This is a genomic window from Castellaniella hirudinis, from assembly GCF_042651965.1.
Lineage (GTDB): Bacteria > Pseudomonadota > Gammaproteobacteria > Burkholderiales > Burkholderiaceae_B > Castellaniella > Castellaniella hirudinis.
Window position 1 is genome coordinate 346,148 of sequence record NZ_JBHSDY010000003.1, and the last position, 16,443, is coordinate 362,590.

Genomic DNA, 16,443 nt, shown 5'->3' on the forward strand with positions numbered 1-16,443 from the left:
GCGCAATCCGCCCGCCCGGGCCGGCCGGGCGGGAGGAACCGTTTATGCGTTTATGTTTATGATAAGCGTTTTTGCCCCTTCCGCTTCCAGGACAGCCGCCATGCCGCACTATCGTTCCCGCACCTCGACCCACGGCCGCAACATGGCCGGCGCCCGCGCCCTCTGGCGCGCTACCGGCATGAAGGACGGGGATTTCAGCAAGCCCATCATCGCCGTGGTGAACTCCTTTACCCAATTCGTGCCGGGCCATGTGCACCTGAAGGACATGGGCCAGCTGGTTGCGCGCCAGATCGAGGCGGCCGGCGGCGTGGCCAAGGAATTCAACACCATTGCGGTGGACGACGGCATTGCCATGGGGCACGGCGGGATGCTGTATTCGCTGCCCTCGCGCGAACTGATCGCCGATTCGGTCGAATACATGGTCAACGCGCACTGCGCCGACGCCATGGTCTGCATCTCCAACTGCGACAAGATCACCCCGGGGATGCTGATGGCCGCCATGCGCCTGAACATCCCCGTCGTGTTCGTGTCCGGCGGGCCGATGGAGGCCGGCAAGGTCGTCGCCAAGGACGGCAAGACCGTGGTGCGCAAGCTGGACCTGGTCGACGCCATGATCGAGGCCGCCGACCCCAACATCACCGACGAGCAGGCTGAAACGGTCGAACGCAGCGCCTGTCCGACCTGCGGCTCCTGTTCCGGCATGTTCACGGCCAATTCCATGAACTGCCTGACCGAGGCCCTGGGCCTGGCGCTGCCGGGCAACGGCACGGTGGTCGCCACGCATGCCCGGCGCAAGGGCCTGTTCGAACTGGCGGGCAGCCTGATCGTGCAACTGTGCAAGCGCTGGTACGAGCAGGACGACGCCTCCGTCCTGCCGCGCAATATCGCGACGTTCGAGGCTTTCAGCAACGCCATGACGCTGGATGTGGCGATGGGCGGGTCCACCAACACCGTGCTGCACCTGCTGGCCGCCGCCCAGGAAGCCGGCGTGGCCTTCACCATGGCCGACATCGACCGGATTTCCCGCCGCGTGCCCTGCCTGTGCAAGGTCGCTCCGGCCACGCAGCAATACCACATCGAGGACGTGCACCGCGCGGGCGGCATCATGGGCATCCTGGCGGAACTGGCCCGTGCCGATCTGCTGAACCTGGACGTGGGCAATGTGCATGCCGGCACGCTGGGCGAGGCCATCCGCCGTTGCGACGTGCGGGGTGAGCATGGCGCCAATATGGCTGACTTTTACCGCGCGGCGCCCGGCGGCGTGCCCAGCCAGACCGCCTTCAGCCAGGACCGCTACTACGAAACCCTGGACCTGGACCGCGAGGCCGGCTGCATCCGCGACCGCGCGCACGCGTATTCGCAGGACGGCGGCCTGGCCGTGCTGTACGGCAATCTGGCGCCCAACGGCTGCATCGTCAAGACGGCCGGGGTGGACGAAAGCATCCTGACCTTTACCGGCCGCGCGCGCGTCTATGAAAGCCAGGAGACCTCGGTCGAGGGCATTCTGGGCGGCGAGGTCGTGGCCGGCGACGTGGTCATCATCCGCTACGAAGGCCCCAAGGGCGGCCCCGGCATGCAGGAAATGCTGTATCCCACGTCCTACCTGAAGTCCATGGGCCTGGGCAAGTGCGCGGCCCTGCTGACCGATGGGCGTTTCTCCGGCGGCTCGTCGGGCCTGGTGATCGGCCACGCCTCGCCCGAGGCGGCCGAGGGCGGCAACATCGCCCTGGTCGAAGACGGCGACACCATCGAGATCGACATCCCCAACCGTCGCATCAATCTGGCCATCGACGACGAAACCCTGGCGGCACGCCGTGCGGCCATGGAAGCGCGCGGCGCCAAGGCCTGGAAGCCGGTGGACCGCCAGCGCGAAGTCTCCCAGGCGCTGCTGGCCTATGCGGCCTTGGCGACCTCGGCCGATCGGGGCGCGGTGCGCGATGTGGGTCAGTTGAAGTGAGGTGACATGGCGGCGGCCCGCAGGCCGCCGCCATGGTGTTCAGGGTAATTCCTGATTCCAAGTCATACGATGACGTATCACAATACATCCGATCAATCAGTTCGATAATGCATTGGATGGAGAAGTGTGTGGCTGAAAACAGGTTCGAACGCGTGCTGCTGACGGGCGCGGCCGGCGGCTTGGGGCGCGTGCTGCGCGAAACGCTCAAGCCGATGGCGCGCATCCTGCGCCTGTCCGACGTCCAGCCGCTGGGCGAGGCCGCCGAGGGCGAGGAGCTGCAGCCCTGCGACCTGGCCGACCGCCAGGCCGTGGACGAACTGGTGCGCGGCTGCGACGCCATCGTCCACATGGGCGGCGTGTCGGTCGAGCGGCCTTTCGAGGAAATCCTCGAGGCCAACATCAAAGGTATTTTCCACATCTACGAGGCCGCGCGCCGCCACGGCGTGCGCCGCGTGATCTTCGCCAGTTCGAATCATGCGGTGGGCTTCTATCCCCAGGCCCAGACGATCGACGCCGCGATGCCCACCCGTCCCGACGGCTATTACGGCCTGTCCAAGATGTACGGCGAGGGCATGGCCAGCTTTTATCACGACCGCTACGGCATCGAGACCCTGTCCATCCGCATCGGTTCGTCGTTCCCGGAACCCCGGGACCGCCGCATGATGCACATCTGGCTCAGCTATCGGGACCTGACCGAGCTGATCCGCCGGGGCCTGTTCACGCCCGGCATCGGCCACACCATCGCCTTCGGCCTGTCCGACAACAAGGAGCCCTGGTGGGACAACCGCCTGGCGGCGCACCTGGGCTATACCCCCCAGGATACGTCCGAGGCCTTCCGCGCGCAGATCGACAGTCTGCCCATGCCGGCGGCCGACGATCCGACGATGGTCCTGCAGGGCGGCGCCTTCACGGCTCAAGGGCCGTTCGATCCGCTGGACGCACCCTCTTGAATATACGATGTCTTATCTTTAAGTCGTGAGTCGAGAGGCCTGGCGTGCGCTACACCTTCAATTTTCCCGGCCTCGCGCCTTACTGGGACGTCTTCCTGGGCGGCGCGCTGACCACACTGGAACTGACCCTGGCCTCGACCGTGTTCGGCCTGATCCTGGGCGTGCTGTGCGCCATCGGCCGGCGCGGCGCCCATCGCGGGCTGTCGGGGCTGTGCGGGGCGTACATCGAGACCGTGCGCAACACGCCGTTTTTGGTGCAGATCTTCATCTTTTACTTCGGCCTGTCCAGCCTGGGCTACACCATGCCCGCCGCCGTGGCGGCGGTGATCACCATGGTCATCAACGTGGGCGCCTATTCGGCGGAAATCATCCGCGCGGGCATGGATGCGGTGCCGCCGGGCCAGATCGAGGCGGCTGAATGCCTGGGTCTGTCGCGCGCCCGCATCTACTGGCACGTCGTCATGCTGCCGGCCTTTGAAAAGGTCTATCCGTCCATCACCAGCCAGTTCGTCCTGATGATGCTGATGTCCTCCGTGACATCGCAGATCTCGACCGAGGAACTGACCGGCGTGGCCAACAACGTGCAGTCCATCACCTTTCTGTCGCTGGAAACCTATATCGTCGTCGCCTTCCTGTATCTGTGCCTGGCTGTCCTGCTCAAGGCGCTGTTCTGGCTGGGCGGGACGCTGCTGTTCCGCCGTCGCCGGGTGGTGGCGCGGGCCGCGCGCCGTCAGGCCGCCGCCGCACCGCGCGGGGCCGTTCGGGAGATGCGCCATGGATGAATTCAGCCTCGTGCAGTTCGTCTATCTGCTGAAGGGCCTGGGCTGGACCCTGGTGTTGTCGGCCCTGTCCTTCGTCCTGGGTTCGGTCGCCGGATTCGGCGTGATGCTGGCGCGCGTGTCGCGCCTGGCGGTGGTCCGGGCGGCGGCGGTCCTGTTCATCCAGACGATCCAGGGCATTCCGTTGCTGGTGCTGCTGTTCGTCGTGTATTTCGGCGTCGGCATTTTCGGCATCGACGTGCCGCCGCTGCTTGCCGCCGGGGTCGCCCTGATGGTGTACGTCAGCGCCTTCCTGGGAGAAATCTGGCGCGGCAGTGTGGAAGCCATCGAGAAGACCCAATGGGAGGCCTCGGAATGCCTGGGGTTCTCGCGCTGGCAGTCGCTGATCCTGGTCGTCATTCCCCAGGCCGTGCGCCTGTCCCTGCCCGCCACCGTGGGCTTTCTGGTGCAGGTCATCAAGTCCACGTCCCTGGCCTCGGTGGTGGGGTTCGTGGAACTGACCCGCGCCGGGCAGATCATCAACAACTCCCTGTTCCAGCCCTTCCTGGTGTTCGCGCTGGTGGGCGGGTTCTATTTCCTGCTGTGCTACCCCTTGTCCCGGTGGAGCCGCGCCATGGAGAAAAAGCTCAATGTCGGCCGTCGTTAGTCTGCAGAACGTCCATAAGTCCTTTGGATCGAACCAGGTCCTCAAGGGGGTGTCCTTCGACATCGCCCGGGGGCAGGTGGTGGCCATCATCGGCCAGAGCGGTTCGGGCAAAAGCACGGCCTTGCGCTGTATCGACCGCCTGGAAACCATCGACGAAGGCCACATCCAGGTGTGCGGCCATCAGTTGGACGGCGGCAAGGTCGATCTGGAACAGTTGCGCAAGGATGTGGGCATCGTGTTCCAGAGCTACAACCTGTTCCCTCACCTGACGGTGGGCCGCAACATCACGCTGGCCTTGCGCCACGTGCGCAAGCTGCCGCGCAAGACCTGCGAGGAACGCGCCCGCCAGGTGCTGGAAACCGTCGGCCTGCTGGAAAAATACGACAGCTATCCCGAGCAGTTGTCCGGGGGCCAGCAGCAGCGCGTGGCGATCGCGCGTTCGCTGGCGATGGAGCCCCAGGTGATGCTGTTCGACGAGGTGACCTCGGCTCTGGACCCGAAGCTGACCGGCGAGGTGCTGAAGGTCATCGAGAAGCTGGCCGAGGGCGGCATGACCATGGTGCTGGTCACGCACGAGATGGCCTTCGCCCGGCGCGTGGCGGATCAGATCGTGTTCATGCACCACGGGCAGGTCTGGGAAACCGGCGGACCCGACATTCTCGTCAATCCGCAGACGCAGGAATTGCAGGATTTCATAGGCAACGGCCTATAGAAGAAAGCTGGGGCCCCAAGGCCCCGGCGCAACCACTTGATGGAGACTTCAATGAAACTCAAACAAACCATGCTGGCCGCTGTCCTTGGATTGTGCGCGGTTGGCGTCACCGCCCAGGCAGGCGATCTGGACCAGATCAAGAAGGACGGCGTGATCCGCGTGGCCATCGCCATGGGCGTGCCCATGTTCAGCTACGCCAACGCGCAGATGCAGCCCGAGGGCTCGGACGTGACCACGGCCGAAATGCTGGCCAAGGACCTGGGCGTGAAGCTGGAACTGGTGCCCATCACGAATGCCGCCCGCGTGCCGACGATCCAGACCGGCAAGGCGGACCTGGCCGTGGCCAATCTGTCGATCACGGAAGAACGCGCCAAGGTCATTGATTTCTCGGTGCCCTACGCCTCGTTGCAGATCATCGTCGCGGCGCCCAAGGACGTGAAGATCGCCGACTACAAGGATTTGAAGGGCGTGAAGATCGGCGTGACCCGCGCCACGGTGAACGATACCGACATCAGCAAGAATGCGCCGGATGCCAATATCCGCCGCTTCGAGGACGATGCGACGCTGGTGACGGCGGCGGCGTCCAGGCAGGTGCAGGCGATCTCGTCGCAGTGGCCCAATGTGGCCGAGGTCAACAAGAAGCTGAAGGCCGATCCCTACGAAACCAAGTTCGTGCAGCACGAATTCATGCTGGGCATCGCCATGCCCAAGCAGACGCCGCAATTGAAAGAATGGGTGGACGGCTGGGTGCGGACGAACCTGAAGAACGGCCGCCTGAACGAGGCCTACAAGAAGTACCACGGCAACGACCTGAGCCCCAAGGTCCTGGCCAACGGGAACTGACGGTTCCGCTTCGGGCGTCGCCCCTGCAGGGCGTCGCCCGCCTCGCGCCCGGGACGCCCGGGCGCGAGTGTTTCCGGGATCAGGGATCAGAACTTGTAGGTGACCCCCGCCGTCACGCTGCGGCCGTTGCCGGGCAGGAAGGTGGGGTCGGCGGCGCCGGCGGTGTTGCGGATGACGAAGGCGCTGGCGTAGGTCTGGTCCGTCAGGTTGTCGCCCTGCACGTAGGCCTGCCAGTGCTTGTCGATCTGGTAGTCCACCTTGAAGCCGAGCAGGGCGTAGCTGTCCTGCTGGGTGTCCGGCGTGTTGGCGTGATTGGTCTCCGTGGCCGCCGGCATCCAGCGCACGTTCGGGCCGAAGCGCAGTCCGCCGATGCGGTACAGGACCTCGGCGCTGAGCAGGTGGCGCGGCACGCCGGCGATGCGGTTGCCCGCGTACTCGCCGCCCTTGAAGCGGAAGTCGCTGAAAGTGTAGGCGACGCGGTAGTCGAAGGCCGCGCCTGCGCCCGGGGCGGGCAGGCTGCCGTTCAGGCCCAGCTCGATCCCCTGGTGGCGGGTGCCGCCGCGGTAGTTGTAGGTGCCCGCCGCCGTGCCGTTGGCGGTGCTGACCGACATCAGTTCGTCCTTCACGTCGCTGTGATACAGCGTCAAGGCCCAGTGCGGCGCATAGGATCCCGCGCCCAGCCGGCCCTCGCCGCCGATCTCGACGGTGTCGGCGCGCTGCAGTTTCAGGGCGCTGAGGCTGGTCGTCGCCGGAATCGGCATGACGGAGTTCGGGCGGGGCGGCACGGTGCCGTTGACGATTTCCCAGTAGGTCGGCGCTTCATTGCTGCGGCTGACGTTGACGAAGAAACGCTGGTCCTCGGCAGGCTGCCAGACCAGGCCCAGTTTCGGGCTGACGTAGTTCCAATCCTGGTCGAGGCTGTTGCCCGAGCCGCGCTCGCGCGCGTCCCGGACCGCCTGGGTGAACTTGGCATCGCCCACGACGGTCCATTGCGGGTTGACGTGCCAGGCGAATCCCAGCAGCGCGCTGCGATTTTCAGCCTGCAGGTCATAGTTCCCGAAGCGCTGCAGGCGCGAACCGTCTTCCGGCCGGACGACGTAGAGCTTGCGGTCCATGTTGCTGCGGGACCAGTCCAGCGCCACGCGGTAATCGATGGCGCGGTACTTGCCCGCGAGCTGCCACTGCGCGCCGTAGGTCATCCCGTCGGTCACGGTCGCGCTCAGGGGATCCTGGAAGGTGTCGTCGATGCTCTGGGCGTAGACGCCGAAGGTATTGTTCAGGTCCTCCGTGCCCCAATAAGTGCGATTGGCGGCGCGGAACTGGCTCGATGTGCGGTGCGGGTTGCGCTTGTATACGTTCAAGGGGTGATTGGCCGTATTGCCGTCGCCGATCACGCGGGTCGGATCGTCCTCCATCATGGCGCGAGGCACGACGAACGGAATGTCCACGTCCAGATCCACGTACGACAGGTACGTCCGGTTCTCGAAGCCGTCGCCCTGGACGCCGAAATTGCCCTGCACACTGGTGCGCTCGGACCCGGAGTGGTGGCGGTAGCCGTCGTATTTGTCGTGGGTGACGCTCAGGCGGCCGTCCAGGCTGTCGCTGCGGAATCCCTTGGCGGCCTGGGCGCCGAAGCGGCCGAAGCTGCCGCCTTCCACGCGCAGCAGGTCGCCTGCCGTGCCCGTCAGCGACTGGAAGTCCAGTTCGCCGCCCAGGGTGGTCGCGGCCGGCGACAGGGCGTTGGCGCCCCGGCGCGCGCTGATCAGGCCGGCGTTGCGCGGTTCCAGGAAACCGATCACGAAGGATCCGTCGGCCTCGTTCAGCGGCAGGCCGTCCTGCAGCAGCATGACGCCCCGGTTCACGGGGTTGCTCTGGATGCCCGAGCCGCGGATGTTCAGGCGCGGCTGGTCCAGCCCGCCGAAGAATTCCTGCACCACCAGGCCGGGCTGGTAGTCCAGGGCGTCCCGCAGCGTGGCCAGGCGGGTTTCTTTCTGCGGCTCGATCAGGTTGGTGCCGCCGGCCACGCCGTCCAGGCGGGCGCGTTCGGCCTTCACGCCGGGGTTCAGCGGCGTGGCCTGGGCGTCGCCGCTGACGGTGATGGGGTTCAGGCTCTGGACTTGCTGGGCGTGGGCGGGCGCCAGGCCGGTGGCTGCGAAGGCCAGGGCCAGAGCCAGGGGCGTGAGGGCGTAGGGTGCGCGCATGGGGGTTCCTCGGTGAGGGGATGTGGATGAAAAGGGTGGCAAGGATCGGGCTACGGACCGGCGGGCGGGGCGGCAGCGTTGGCCCCGTCCGGACGGCCGGCGGGGGCCGGCTGTTCCTGGACGCGGCCGCCGGCCACGCGCAGGATGCGGTCCACCAGGCCGGCGAGTTCCCAGGGCTGGTGGCTGATGCAGACCAGCGCGGCGCCGGTGGCGCGGGCCTGCTCGGCGCACAGCCGCCCCAGGTCGGCGCGCAGCGCCGGATCCAGCGCGCTGAACGGTTCGTCGAGCAGCAGCAGGTCCGGCTCCAGCGCCAGGGCGCGAGCCAGGGCCGCGCGCTGGGCCATGCCGCCCGACAGCTCGGCCGGCCAGGCCCGCGCCGCGTCGGCCAGCCCCACGCGGGCGAGCCAGCGGTTGCGCCGCGCGGCGATCTCGCCGGCGGGGACGCCGCCCGCGCGCAGGGCGATGTCCAGGTTGTCGGCCACGCTGCGCCAGGGCAGCAGTCGGGGTTCCTGGAAGACCAGGCGGGTGCGTTGGAAGGTATTGCGGCAGATCCCGCCGTCCGGGCGCAGCAGGCCGGCCGCCAGGCGCAGCAGGGTGCTCTTGCCGGCGCCGCTGGGGCCGATGACGCCGATGCGCTCGCCGGGGCGCACGTCCAGGCGGATGCCGTCGAGTACGGCGCGCGGGCCGAAGGCCAGGTTCAGGTCGCGCATTTCAAGCATGGCTGGGCTCCTGCCAGCGGGTCAGGCGGCGCTGGACGGGCTGCAGCAGCAGGAATTCCAGCAGGGCCACCAGGCCCAGGATCAGCAGCACCCAGGCGTACAGCCGGCCGCTGTCGAAGGTGCTGCGCGCATTGGCCAGCGCGTAGCCGACGCCGCTCTCGGCGCCCAGGACTTCGGCCATGACCACCAGCCGCACGCCGCCGCAGGCGGCGATCAGCAGCGCCGCCGTCAGGGGCGCGGCCAGGGCGGGCAGGTAGATGTGGCGCAGCCGCGTCCAGGCGCCGAAACGGTAGACCTGGCCCATTTCCAGCAGGCCGGCGTCGATCATGCGCATGCCCTTGACCGTGTTGACGTACATGCCGGGCGCCATCATCAGGACGGTGATGAAGATCACCATGCCCGAGCCCAGCCCGAACCAGAGCATGGCCAGCACGACCACGACCACGGGCGGAATGGCCATCAGCAGCCAGCGCAGCGGTTCCAGCAGGCCGCGCAGGCGCGCGTCGTGGCCGGCCAGCACGCCCAGGGCGAAGCCGATGCCGCAGCCCGCGCCCACGCCGATGGCGATACGCGTCAGGCTGTCGCGGCTGTGCGCCCAGAAACCCGGGTCGCCGGCCAGGATGCCGATCGAGCGCAGGGCCTCCAGCGGCGTGGCCATCAGCATGGGTCCCATGAGGCGGGCGGCGAGTTCCCAGCCGGCGAAGATCAGGACGACGCCCAGCGCGGACCAGCGCCGGGACGTGCGCTTGGGGCGGCCCGGCGCGGCCATCTTGTTCATGGCCCGTAGAAGCCGGCGTCGGGCAGGCGGCCGCCGACGGCTTCGGGGTTGTGCTGCAGGATCAGGCCGTAGAGGGCCTCCAGGTCGGGCTGCACGGCCTGCGCGTCGCGGCTTTCCAGGCGGGTGACGCGGATCGAGGCCTCGATGGCCTCGACCGGCAGGAAGTCCAGGTGCTTGTGCACCAGGCGCGCGCATGCGGCCGGTTCGGCCTTGCACCAGCGCGCCGACCGGTCGTAGGCGCGCGTGAAGGCCTCGCCCAGGGCGCGGTCGCCGGCCACGCCGGCATTGGCCATGATGCCGGCCTGCGGCAGGTCGGGATGGTCCGGGAAGGCGCCGCGCCAGGCGTCCTCCAGGCTCTGCACGCGGTGCAGCGGGGCGCCGCCGCGGCGGGTATTTTGCGCCAGCAGCAGCGAGACGGAGGGTTCCGGCAGCAGGGCGCTGCGGGCCTCGCCGGTCAGCAGCAGGGCGGTGGCGTCCTGGGCGTCGCGTGCATAGCGGATGACCGGCGCGTGCTCGCCGGTCAGGCCTTGCGCGTCCAGCAGCCGCTCCAGCAGCAGGGCGGGCAGGTCCCGCTGGAAGGTCGTCAGCAGCGGCTTGCCGGCCAGGTCGGCGACCGTGCGCACGTCCGGGTCGGCGCTGACGAACCACAGCAGTCCCCAGACCGAGACGTTCAGCAGGCGCACGGACATGCCGCGATTGGCCATGATGGCGGGCAGATTCACCGGCGTGGCGCTGAAGTCGACTTCCTGCTTGGCGAGCAGCACGCGCAACTGGTCCGGGCTTTTCCAGTGGCGGAATTCCACCGTGCGGGCCCAGTCCGCCAGGGCGCCGGTCTCGGCCATGTGGATGAGCGGAAAGCTGACGGCGGCCGTGGGGCCGGCCAGGACCAGGCGCTCGCGCGGCGCGGCCGAGACGGACAGGCCCGTACCCAGCAAGACGGTCAGCAGGCAGAGCCGCGCCAGGCGGTATGATGCTCGAAGGGATTCCCACATAATTGAATGCGAATTATTATCAATCTCGTATCGTCGCATCCCGAATCACCGAGTGCCAATGACAAAAGTCAATCCGACCGAGGATTCTCCCGCCCGGGTGCTGGGGCATCCGCTGTTCCAGGACGCGCCGTCCGAAGTGGCATCCCTGCTGCTGCGCGACGCCGCGATGCTCCACGTCCAGGACGGGGATGCGCTGTTCCGTGAAGGCGAGGACGCCATCGAGTACCTGTACGTCCTGAGCGGCGGCATCGAGGTGCTGCGCCACACCCAGGACGGCCAGGAGCGCGTGTTCCATATCTTTCGCGCCGGGCAGTTGCTGGCCGAGACGGCCATGTTCATGACCCACGGTCGCTATCCGATGCACGCCCGGGCGCATGGCGACGCGATCGCGCTGTGCCTGAAGCGGGCCGGCCTGCAGGCGGCCTGCCGCATCTGGCCGGCCCTGTCCATGCGGTTGCTGGCGCGCCTGAGCGACCGGATCTACCAGCGGGTCAACGAGGTGGAATGGTTCAGCGACAGCACGGCCGCGCAGCGCCTGGCCGACTACCTGCTGCGCCTGCGGCCGGGCGAGGGGGCGTCCGTGCATCTGCCCCTGACGCAGCGCCAGCTCGCGGCGCACCTGGGGGTGCGCGCGGAAACCCTGAGCCGCTTGCTGGCGGACTGGGTGGCGCAAGGCCGCATCGCGGGCGCGCGCCGGGACTGGATCCTGCACGATCCGGCCTTCCTCGACGATCTGGCGCAGCCGGCCCGGCGCAGCTTCTGAGCCCGAGGCGCCGCTTTCGCGCCCAATACCCGCGCCCGGCGTGCGCGTGTCCGGTCCGCCGGCGCGGAGAAGTCTTAAACTGAAAGATTCCGCACCGACTTTTCGAAAGGACTCCGTCATGGCCAAACCGCTGCGTTCCTCGAACATCACCCAGGGCGTCGCCCGGGCGCCGAACCGCTCGATGTATTACGCGCTCGGCTACACGGAATCGGATTTCGACAAGCCCATGATCGGCATCGCCAACGGCCAGAGCACCATCACGCCGTGCAACAGCGGCCTGCAGCCCCTGGCCGACGCGGCCGCCGCCGCCATCAAGGACGCCGGCGGCAATCCGCAGATGTTCGGCACGCCGACGATTTCCGACGGCATGGCGATGGGCACCGAAGGCATGAAATATTCCCTGGTGTCCCGCGAGGTCATCGCCGACTGCGTGGAAACCTGCGTCCAGGGCCAGTGGATGGACGGCGTGCTGGTGATCGGCGGCTGTGACAAGAACATGCCCGGCGGCATGATGGGCATGCTGCGCGCCAACGTGCCCTCGATCTATGTCTACGGCGGCACCATTCTGGCGGGCAGTTGCGGCGGCAAGGACCTGAACATCGTCAGCGTCTTCGAGGCCGTGGGCGAGCACGCGGCCGGGCGCATGTCCGAAGCCGATCTGCACGAGATCGAGACCCACGCCATTCCCTGCAGCGGATCCTGTGGCGGCATGTACACGGCCAACACCATGAGCTCGGCCTTCGAGGTCATGGGCATGAGCCTGCCGTATTCGTCCACCATGGCCAATGTGCACCAGGAAAAGACCGACTCGGCCGCCGAATCGGCCCGCGTGCTGTTGAACGCGGTGAAGCTGGACCTGAAGCCGCGCGACATCGTCACGCGCAAATCCATCGAAAACGCCGTGGCCGTCATCATGGCCACCGGCGGCTCGACCAACGCCGTGCTGCACATCCTGGCGATCGCCCACGCGGCCGGCGTCGAATGGACCATCGACGACTTCGAGCGCGTGCGCCGTCGCGTCCCCGTCATCTGCGACCTGAAGCCCAGCGGCAAATACCTGGTGGTCGATTTCCACAAGGCGGGCGGCGTGCCCCAGGTGATGAAGCTGTTGCTGAATGCCGGCCTGCTGCACGGCGACTGCATCACCATCACCGGCAAGACCATTGCCGAAACCCTGGCCGATGTTCCTGACGCTCCCAGTGCCGACCAGGATGTGATCCACACGCTGGACCAGGCCCTGTACGCCGAAGGCCACCTGGCCATCCTCAAGGGCAATCTGGCCGAACTGGGCGCGGTGGCCAAGATCACCGGCCTGAAGAATCCCGCCATCACGGGTCCGGCGCGCGTGTTCGACGATGAACAGTCCGCCATGGACGCCATCCTGGCCGGCAAGATCCATGCCGGCGACGTGCTGATCCTGCGCTACCTGGGCCCCAAGGGCGGGCCGGGCATGCCCGAAATGCTGGCCCCGACCAGCGCCCTGGTGGGCGAGGGCCTGGGCGATTCCGTCGGCCTGATCACCGACGGCCGCTTTTCCGGGGGCACCTGGGGCATGGTGGTGGGTCACGTCGCGCCGGAGGCGGCCGTGGGCGGCGCCATCGCGCTGGTCGAGGAAGGCGATTCCATCACCATCGACGCGCACCGCCAGTTGTTGCAGGTGAACGTGTCGGACGATATCCTGGCTGCCCGGCGTGCCGCCTGGACGCCGCCCGCGCCGCGCTACACACGCGGGGTGCAGGCCAAGTTTGCCTTCAACTGCTCCGACGCCAGCACCGGCGCGGTGCTGGACCGTTTCGAGGACCGCTGAATGAACGATGAGCAACGTGCGTTGCAACTCCAGATCCGTCTCTCCCTGGGCGTGGTCGACGCCTTCGACGCCCAGGCCGAAATCGAGCGGCGGGTGGAATTCCTGGCTGAACTGCTGCGCTCCACCGGCGCCCGCGCCCTGGTGCTGGGCATCAGCGGCGGCGTCGATTCCCTGACGGCGGGGTGCCTGTCGCAGCGGGCCGTTGAACGCGTGCGCGCGCAGGGCGGGGATGCGCGTTTCGTGGCCATGCGCCTGCCCTACGGCGTCCAGTTGGACGAGGCCGACGCCCAGGCGGGCCTGGCGGTGATCCGGCCCGACGACCTGCTGACCGTGGACGTGCGGCCGGCCTCGGATGCGATGCTGGATGCAGTGCGGGCCTCCGGCCAGACGTTCCGCGATGCCGCCCAGCAGGACTTCCTGCATGGCAACATCAAGGCGCGCCAGCGCATGATCGCCCAATACGCCGTGGCCGGTGCGCGCGGCGGGCTGGTGGTCGGCACCGACCATGCCGCCGAGGCGCTGATGGGTTTCTACACGAAATTCGGCGATGGGGCGGCCGACGTCACGCCGCTGGCGGGTTTGAACAAGCGCCGCGTGCGGGCCCTGGCGGCCGCGATGGGCGCACCCCATGATCTGGTGTTCAAGGTGCCCACCGCCGACCTGGAATTGCTCACGCCGCTCAAGCCCGACGAGGACGCCTTCGGCGTCAGCTACGAGCAGATCGACGATTTCCTGGAAGGCCGGGATGTGGCGCCGGAGGCCTTCGACACCATCGTGTCGACCTGGCGGCGCAGCGCCCACAAGCGGGCGCTGCCGATCGCGCCCTGAGCATCAGGCCATCAGCCCGGCCGCGATCTCGTAGGACCGCATCCGGGCCGCATGGTCGTGCATATTGCAGGTGATCATCAGCTCGTCCGCGCCGGTGCGTTCCACGAACGCGCGGATCTGTGCGGCGGCGGTGTCCGGCGCGCCGATGGCGGCGCAGGCCAGGACGTGGTCCAGCAACCCGCGGGCGGGCGGCGGCAGGGATTCCAGATAGCCTTCGACGGGGCGGGGCAGCAGCCCCGGCCGGCCGGCGCGCAGATTGACGAAGGACTGCTGCCAGGACGTGGCCAGGAAGCGGGCCTGCTCGTCCGTGTCGGCGGCGAACACATTGAAGCCCAGCATCACGTAAGGTTTGTCCAGGTGGCGCGAGGGCCGGAAGTGGCGCCGGTACACGGCGATGGCGTCCATCATCTGCGCCGGCGCGAAATGCGAGGCAAAGGCATAGGGCAGACCCATATAGGCGGCCAGTTGCGCGCCGAACAGGCTGGACCCCAGGATCCAGACCGGCACCTCGCAGCCCGCGCCCGGCACGGCGCGCACCGGCCCCTGTCCCTCGAAATAATCCATCAGCTCGGCCACGTCGCGCGGGAAGGCATCGGGGTCGGAATCCAGCGTGCGGCGCAGCGCCCGCGCGGTGGCCTGGTCCGAGCCGGGCGCCCGCCCCAGGCCCAGATCGATGCGGCCGGGATACAGGGTGGCCAGCGTGCCGAACTGTTCGGCGATCACCAGCGGCGAATGGTTGGGCAGCATGATGCCGCCGGCGCCCACGCGGATGCGCGAGGTCGCTGCCGCCACGTGGCCGATCAGCACGGCGGTGGCCGCGCTGGCGATGCCGGGCATGCCGTGGTGTTCGGCCATCCAGTAGCGCCGGTAGCTCAGGGCTTCGGCGTGGCGGGCCAGCGCAGCCGTGTGGGCAAAGGATTCGGCCGCGCTGCCGCCTTCGGCGATAGGGGCGAGGTCGAGGACGGAAAAAGGAATCGAAAGGCGCGTCATGCAGGTTCCGGCAGGTTGATGAGCGTTTGTTGCATCAGGGCGATGGGCGTTTTCTCGTCCGCATTCAGGGCGTAGACATCGACCTGGACGACGGTCAGCGTGCGGCCCGAGCGGATCACCCGGCCGACGGCTTCCAGGGATTCGCCCCGCGCGGGCGCCAGCATATTGATCTTGAATTCGACCGACAGCACCGTATGGCCCAGGGGGGCCAGCGTCATCCCGGCGAAACCGCCGGCGGCGTCGGCGATCGAGGTCGTGGCGCCGGCGTGGAAATACCCCAGGTGCTGAGTCAGCGTGGCGCTGTAGGGCAGGTGGATGTGCGTGCGGCCCGGGGCGACGTCCCCCAGGCGCGCGCCCAGGTGCAGCATCAGGCCGGAGCGGTCAAAGCTGTCCTGGATGCGGGCGTGCAAGGCGGCTGTGTCCGGCGCGGCGGTCGGTGACGTCATGGGCAGTCCTGTATAGTCGTGAGTCGCAAGCATCCAAAGATCGGAAGCCATTTTCGCTGTGCCCTACGATAAGCCATTTTCCCCTACGTCCTCAAACCCGGCGCCGGCGCTGGGGGCCGTGCCCACAAGGCTGGGCCAGGGCATCGGCCTGGCGGTCTGCCTGGCCGTGGCCGCCATGGTCAGCGTGCAGACCGGCGTGTCACTGGCCGTGCCGGTGATCCACGACTACGGCGCGCTCAGCACGTCCAGCCTGCGTCTGTGCTGGGCCGCGCTGGCGCTGCTGCTGTTCGTGCGCCCGCCGGTGCATCGTTACGGCCCGGCCGAGTGGCAGGCGGCCCTGATTCTGGGGGCCGGCATGGCCGTCATGTCGTTGGCCTTCTTCCTGGCGATCGAGCGCCTGCCGCAGCACCTGACCGTGGCGCTGGAGTTCTGCGGCCCCCTGGCCGTGGCGGCGTTGGGCGCGCGCGGCCGGCGTGCCCTGGCCTGGCCGCTGCTGGCGGCGGCCGGGATCGGTTTGCTGGTGTCGGGCGACGCGCACGCGGCCGGCGGCGTGGATCCTGTGGGCATTGCCTTCGCCCTGCTGGCGGCAGCCGGTTGGGGGGTCTACATTGTCATGATGAAAAAGGTCGGCCATGCATTTCCCGGGCTGCAGGGGCTGGCCGTGTCGCTGGTGGTCGCGGCGCTGCTGTCCTTGCCGTTTGCCGCGGTCGAGGCCGGCACCGTGCTGTTTCCCGGGCGTCAACTGCTGTACACGGCGGGCCTGGCCGTGCTGGTGCCGCTGGTGCCGTATGTCCTAGAATCCATTGCCTTGCGGCGCATGCCGGCCGCCTCGTTCGGCGTGCTGATGAGCCTGGAACCCGCCATCGGCGCGATGTCCGGCTGGATCCTCCTGAGCCAGGGCATGAGCCTCGGCCAGATGCTGGGCACCGGCCTGGTGGTCGCCGCCAGCGTCGGCGTCGTGCGGGCGGCTAAGGGACCTCTGATCAAGTCGAGCTGAAAACGGGACCGAGCGCGTGCTTTGGGAACTTGTTG

16 protein-coding genes are annotated in these 16,443 nt (G+C 68.1%); 10 read left to right on the forward strand and 6 right to left on the reverse strand.

The features are described 5' to 3' along the window. The first annotated feature begins 100 nt into the window (after positions 1-100). The 6 genes from ilvD (ACFO0J_RS06755) (at position 101) to ACFO0J_RS06780 (ending at position 5,887) form a co-directional block, all read left to right on the forward strand. Entirely contained in the window at positions 101-1,957 is a 1,857-nt protein-coding gene (ilvD, locus tag ACFO0J_RS06755) for a dihydroxy-acid dehydratase (RefSeq protein WP_376812285.1), read from the forward strand. A 116-nt stretch (positions 1,958-2,073) separates the two neighbouring features. After that, a complete protein-coding gene (locus tag ACFO0J_RS06760; RefSeq protein WP_376812286.1) occupies positions 2,074-2,907 on the forward strand; it encodes an NAD-dependent epimerase/dehydratase family protein in 834 nt (277 codons plus the stop codon). Positions 2,908-2,951: 44 nt separating this feature from the next. After that, positions 2,952-3,689, forward strand: a complete 738-nt coding sequence (locus ACFO0J_RS06765) for an amino acid ABC transporter permease (protein WP_376812287.1) — start codon at positions 2,952-2,954, stop codon at positions 3,687-3,689. Next, on the forward strand, positions 3,682-4,332 hold the full coding sequence (locus ACFO0J_RS06770) for an amino acid ABC transporter permease (RefSeq protein WP_376812288.1): 651 nt from the start codon (positions 3,682-3,684) through the stop codon (positions 4,330-4,332). The genes ACFO0J_RS06765 and ACFO0J_RS06770 overlap by 8 nt, the downstream gene beginning before the upstream one ends. Then, entirely contained in the window at positions 4,316-5,044 is a 729-nt protein-coding gene (locus ACFO0J_RS06775; protein WP_376812289.1) for an amino acid ABC transporter ATP-binding protein, read from the forward strand. Before ACFO0J_RS06770 ends, ACFO0J_RS06775 begins: the two co-directional genes overlap by 17 nt. A gap of 51 nt (positions 5,045-5,095) precedes the next feature. After that, positions 5,096-5,887, forward strand: a complete 792-nt coding sequence (locus tag ACFO0J_RS06780; protein WP_376812290.1) for a transporter substrate-binding domain-containing protein — start codon at positions 5,096-5,098, stop codon at positions 5,885-5,887. 86 nt (positions 5,888-5,973) lie between these two features. On the opposite strand, the gene ACFO0J_RS06785 is transcribed toward ACFO0J_RS06780, so the two are convergent. From ACFO0J_RS06785 to ACFO0J_RS06800, 4 genes are read right to left on the reverse strand one after another with little or no spacing between them, the layout of a single operon-like run. After that, on the reverse strand, positions 5,974-8,088 hold the full coding sequence (locus ACFO0J_RS06785; protein ID WP_376812291.1) for a TonB-dependent receptor family protein: 2,115 nt from the start codon (positions 8,086-8,088) through the stop codon (positions 5,974-5,976). Between the two features lie 50 nt (positions 8,089-8,138). Next, entirely contained in the window at positions 8,139-8,807 is a 669-nt protein-coding gene (locus tag ACFO0J_RS06790) for an ATP-binding cassette domain-containing protein (RefSeq protein WP_376812292.1), read from the reverse strand. Then, positions 8,800-9,585, reverse strand: a complete 786-nt coding sequence (locus tag ACFO0J_RS06795) for an ABC transporter permease (RefSeq protein ID WP_376812293.1) — start codon at positions 9,583-9,585, stop codon at positions 8,800-8,802. Before ACFO0J_RS06795 ends, ACFO0J_RS06790 begins: the two co-directional genes overlap by 8 nt. Continuing rightward, a complete protein-coding gene (locus tag ACFO0J_RS06800; protein WP_376812294.1) occupies positions 9,582-10,577 on the reverse strand; it encodes an ABC transporter substrate-binding protein in 996 nt (331 codons plus the stop codon). The genes ACFO0J_RS06795 and ACFO0J_RS06800 overlap by 4 nt, the downstream gene beginning before the upstream one ends. A gap of 58 nt (positions 10,578-10,635) precedes the next feature. Here ACFO0J_RS06800 and ACFO0J_RS06805 point away from each other — a divergent pair, with 58 nt between their 5' ends. The 3 genes from ACFO0J_RS06805 to nadE all read left to right on the forward strand — a co-directional run bounded on the left by ACFO0J_RS06805 (position 10,636) and on the right by nadE (position 13,975). Then, entirely contained in the window at positions 10,636-11,340 is a 705-nt protein-coding gene (locus ACFO0J_RS06805; RefSeq protein WP_376812295.1) for a Crp/Fnr family transcriptional regulator, read from the forward strand. A 118-nt stretch (positions 11,341-11,458) separates the two neighbouring features. Beyond that, entirely contained in the window at positions 11,459-13,147 is a 1,689-nt protein-coding gene (gene ilvD / locus ACFO0J_RS06810; protein ID WP_376812296.1) for a dihydroxy-acid dehydratase, read from the forward strand. Further along, on the forward strand, positions 13,148-13,975 hold the full coding sequence (nadE, locus tag ACFO0J_RS06815) for an ammonia-dependent NAD(+) synthetase (protein WP_376812297.1): 828 nt from the start codon (positions 13,148-13,150) through the stop codon (positions 13,973-13,975). 3 nt (positions 13,976-13,978) lie between these two features. On the opposite strand, the gene ACFO0J_RS06820 is transcribed toward nadE, so the two are convergent. Together ACFO0J_RS06820 and ACFO0J_RS06825 are read right to left on the reverse strand one after the other, a co-directional pair. Then, complete coding sequence (locus tag ACFO0J_RS06820) at positions 13,979-14,965, reverse strand: LLM class flavin-dependent oxidoreductase (RefSeq protein ID WP_376812298.1); 987 nt, start codon at positions 14,963-14,965, stop codon at positions 13,979-13,981. Further along, complete coding sequence (locus tag ACFO0J_RS06825) at positions 14,962-15,411, reverse strand: PaaI family thioesterase (protein WP_376812299.1); 450 nt, start codon at positions 15,409-15,411, stop codon at positions 14,962-14,964. The genes ACFO0J_RS06820 and ACFO0J_RS06825 overlap by 4 nt, the downstream gene beginning before the upstream one ends. Before the next feature lie 118 nt (positions 15,412-15,529). On the opposite strand from ACFO0J_RS06825, the gene ACFO0J_RS06830 reads away from it, so the two are divergent. Beyond that, the gene (locus tag ACFO0J_RS06830) at positions 15,530-16,408 is read left to right on the forward strand and encodes an EamA family transporter (protein WP_376812300.1); all 879 of its coding nucleotides are present in this window, start codon (positions 15,530-15,532) and stop codon (positions 16,406-16,408) included. Positions 16,409-16,443 lie beyond the last annotated feature (35 nt).

Coding starts and splice junctions, on each gene's coding strand:
- ilvD (WP_376812285.1), top strand. CDS start 101: ATGCCGCACTATCGTTCCCGCACCTCGACCCACGGCCGCAACATGGCC.
- ACFO0J_RS06770 (WP_376812288.1), top strand. CDS start 3,682: ATGGATGAATTCAGCCTCGTGCAGTTCGTCTATCTGCTGAAGGGCCTG.
- ACFO0J_RS06800 (WP_376812294.1), bottom strand. CDS start 10,577: ATGTGGGAATCCCTTCGAGCATCATACCGCCTGGCGCGGCTCTGCCTG.
- ACFO0J_RS06795 (WP_376812293.1), bottom strand. CDS start 9,585: ATGAACAAGATGGCCGCGCCGGGCCGCCCCAAGCGCACGTCCCGGCGC.
- ilvD (WP_376812296.1), top strand. CDS start 11,459: ATGGCCAAACCGCTGCGTTCCTCGAACATCACCCAGGGCGTCGCCCGG.
- ACFO0J_RS06790 (WP_376812292.1), bottom strand. CDS start 8,807: ATGCTTGAAATGCGCGACCTGAACCTGGCCTTCGGCCCGCGCGCCGTA.
- ACFO0J_RS06775 (WP_376812289.1), top strand. CDS start 4,316: ATGTCGGCCGTCGTTAGTCTGCAGAACGTCCATAAGTCCTTTGGATCG.
- nadE (WP_376812297.1), top strand. CDS start 13,148: ATGAACGATGAGCAACGTGCGTTGCAACTCCAGATCCGTCTCTCCCTG.
- ACFO0J_RS06780 (WP_376812290.1), top strand. CDS start 5,096: ATGAAACTCAAACAAACCATGCTGGCCGCTGTCCTTGGATTGTGCGCG.
- ACFO0J_RS06805 (WP_376812295.1), top strand. CDS start 10,636: ATGACAAAAGTCAATCCGACCGAGGATTCTCCCGCCCGGGTGCTGGGG.
- ACFO0J_RS06820 (WP_376812298.1), bottom strand. CDS start 14,965: ATGACGCGCCTTTCGATTCCTTTTTCCGTCCTCGACCTCGCCCCTATC.
- ACFO0J_RS06785 (WP_376812291.1), bottom strand. CDS start 8,088: ATGCGCGCACCCTACGCCCTCACGCCCCTGGCTCTGGCCCTGGCCTTC.
- ACFO0J_RS06825 (WP_376812299.1), bottom strand. CDS start 15,411: ATGACGTCACCGACCGCCGCGCCGGACACAGCCGCCTTGCACGCCCGC.
- ACFO0J_RS06760 (WP_376812286.1), top strand. CDS start 2,074: ATGGAGAAGTGTGTGGCTGAAAACAGGTTCGAACGCGTGCTGCTGACG.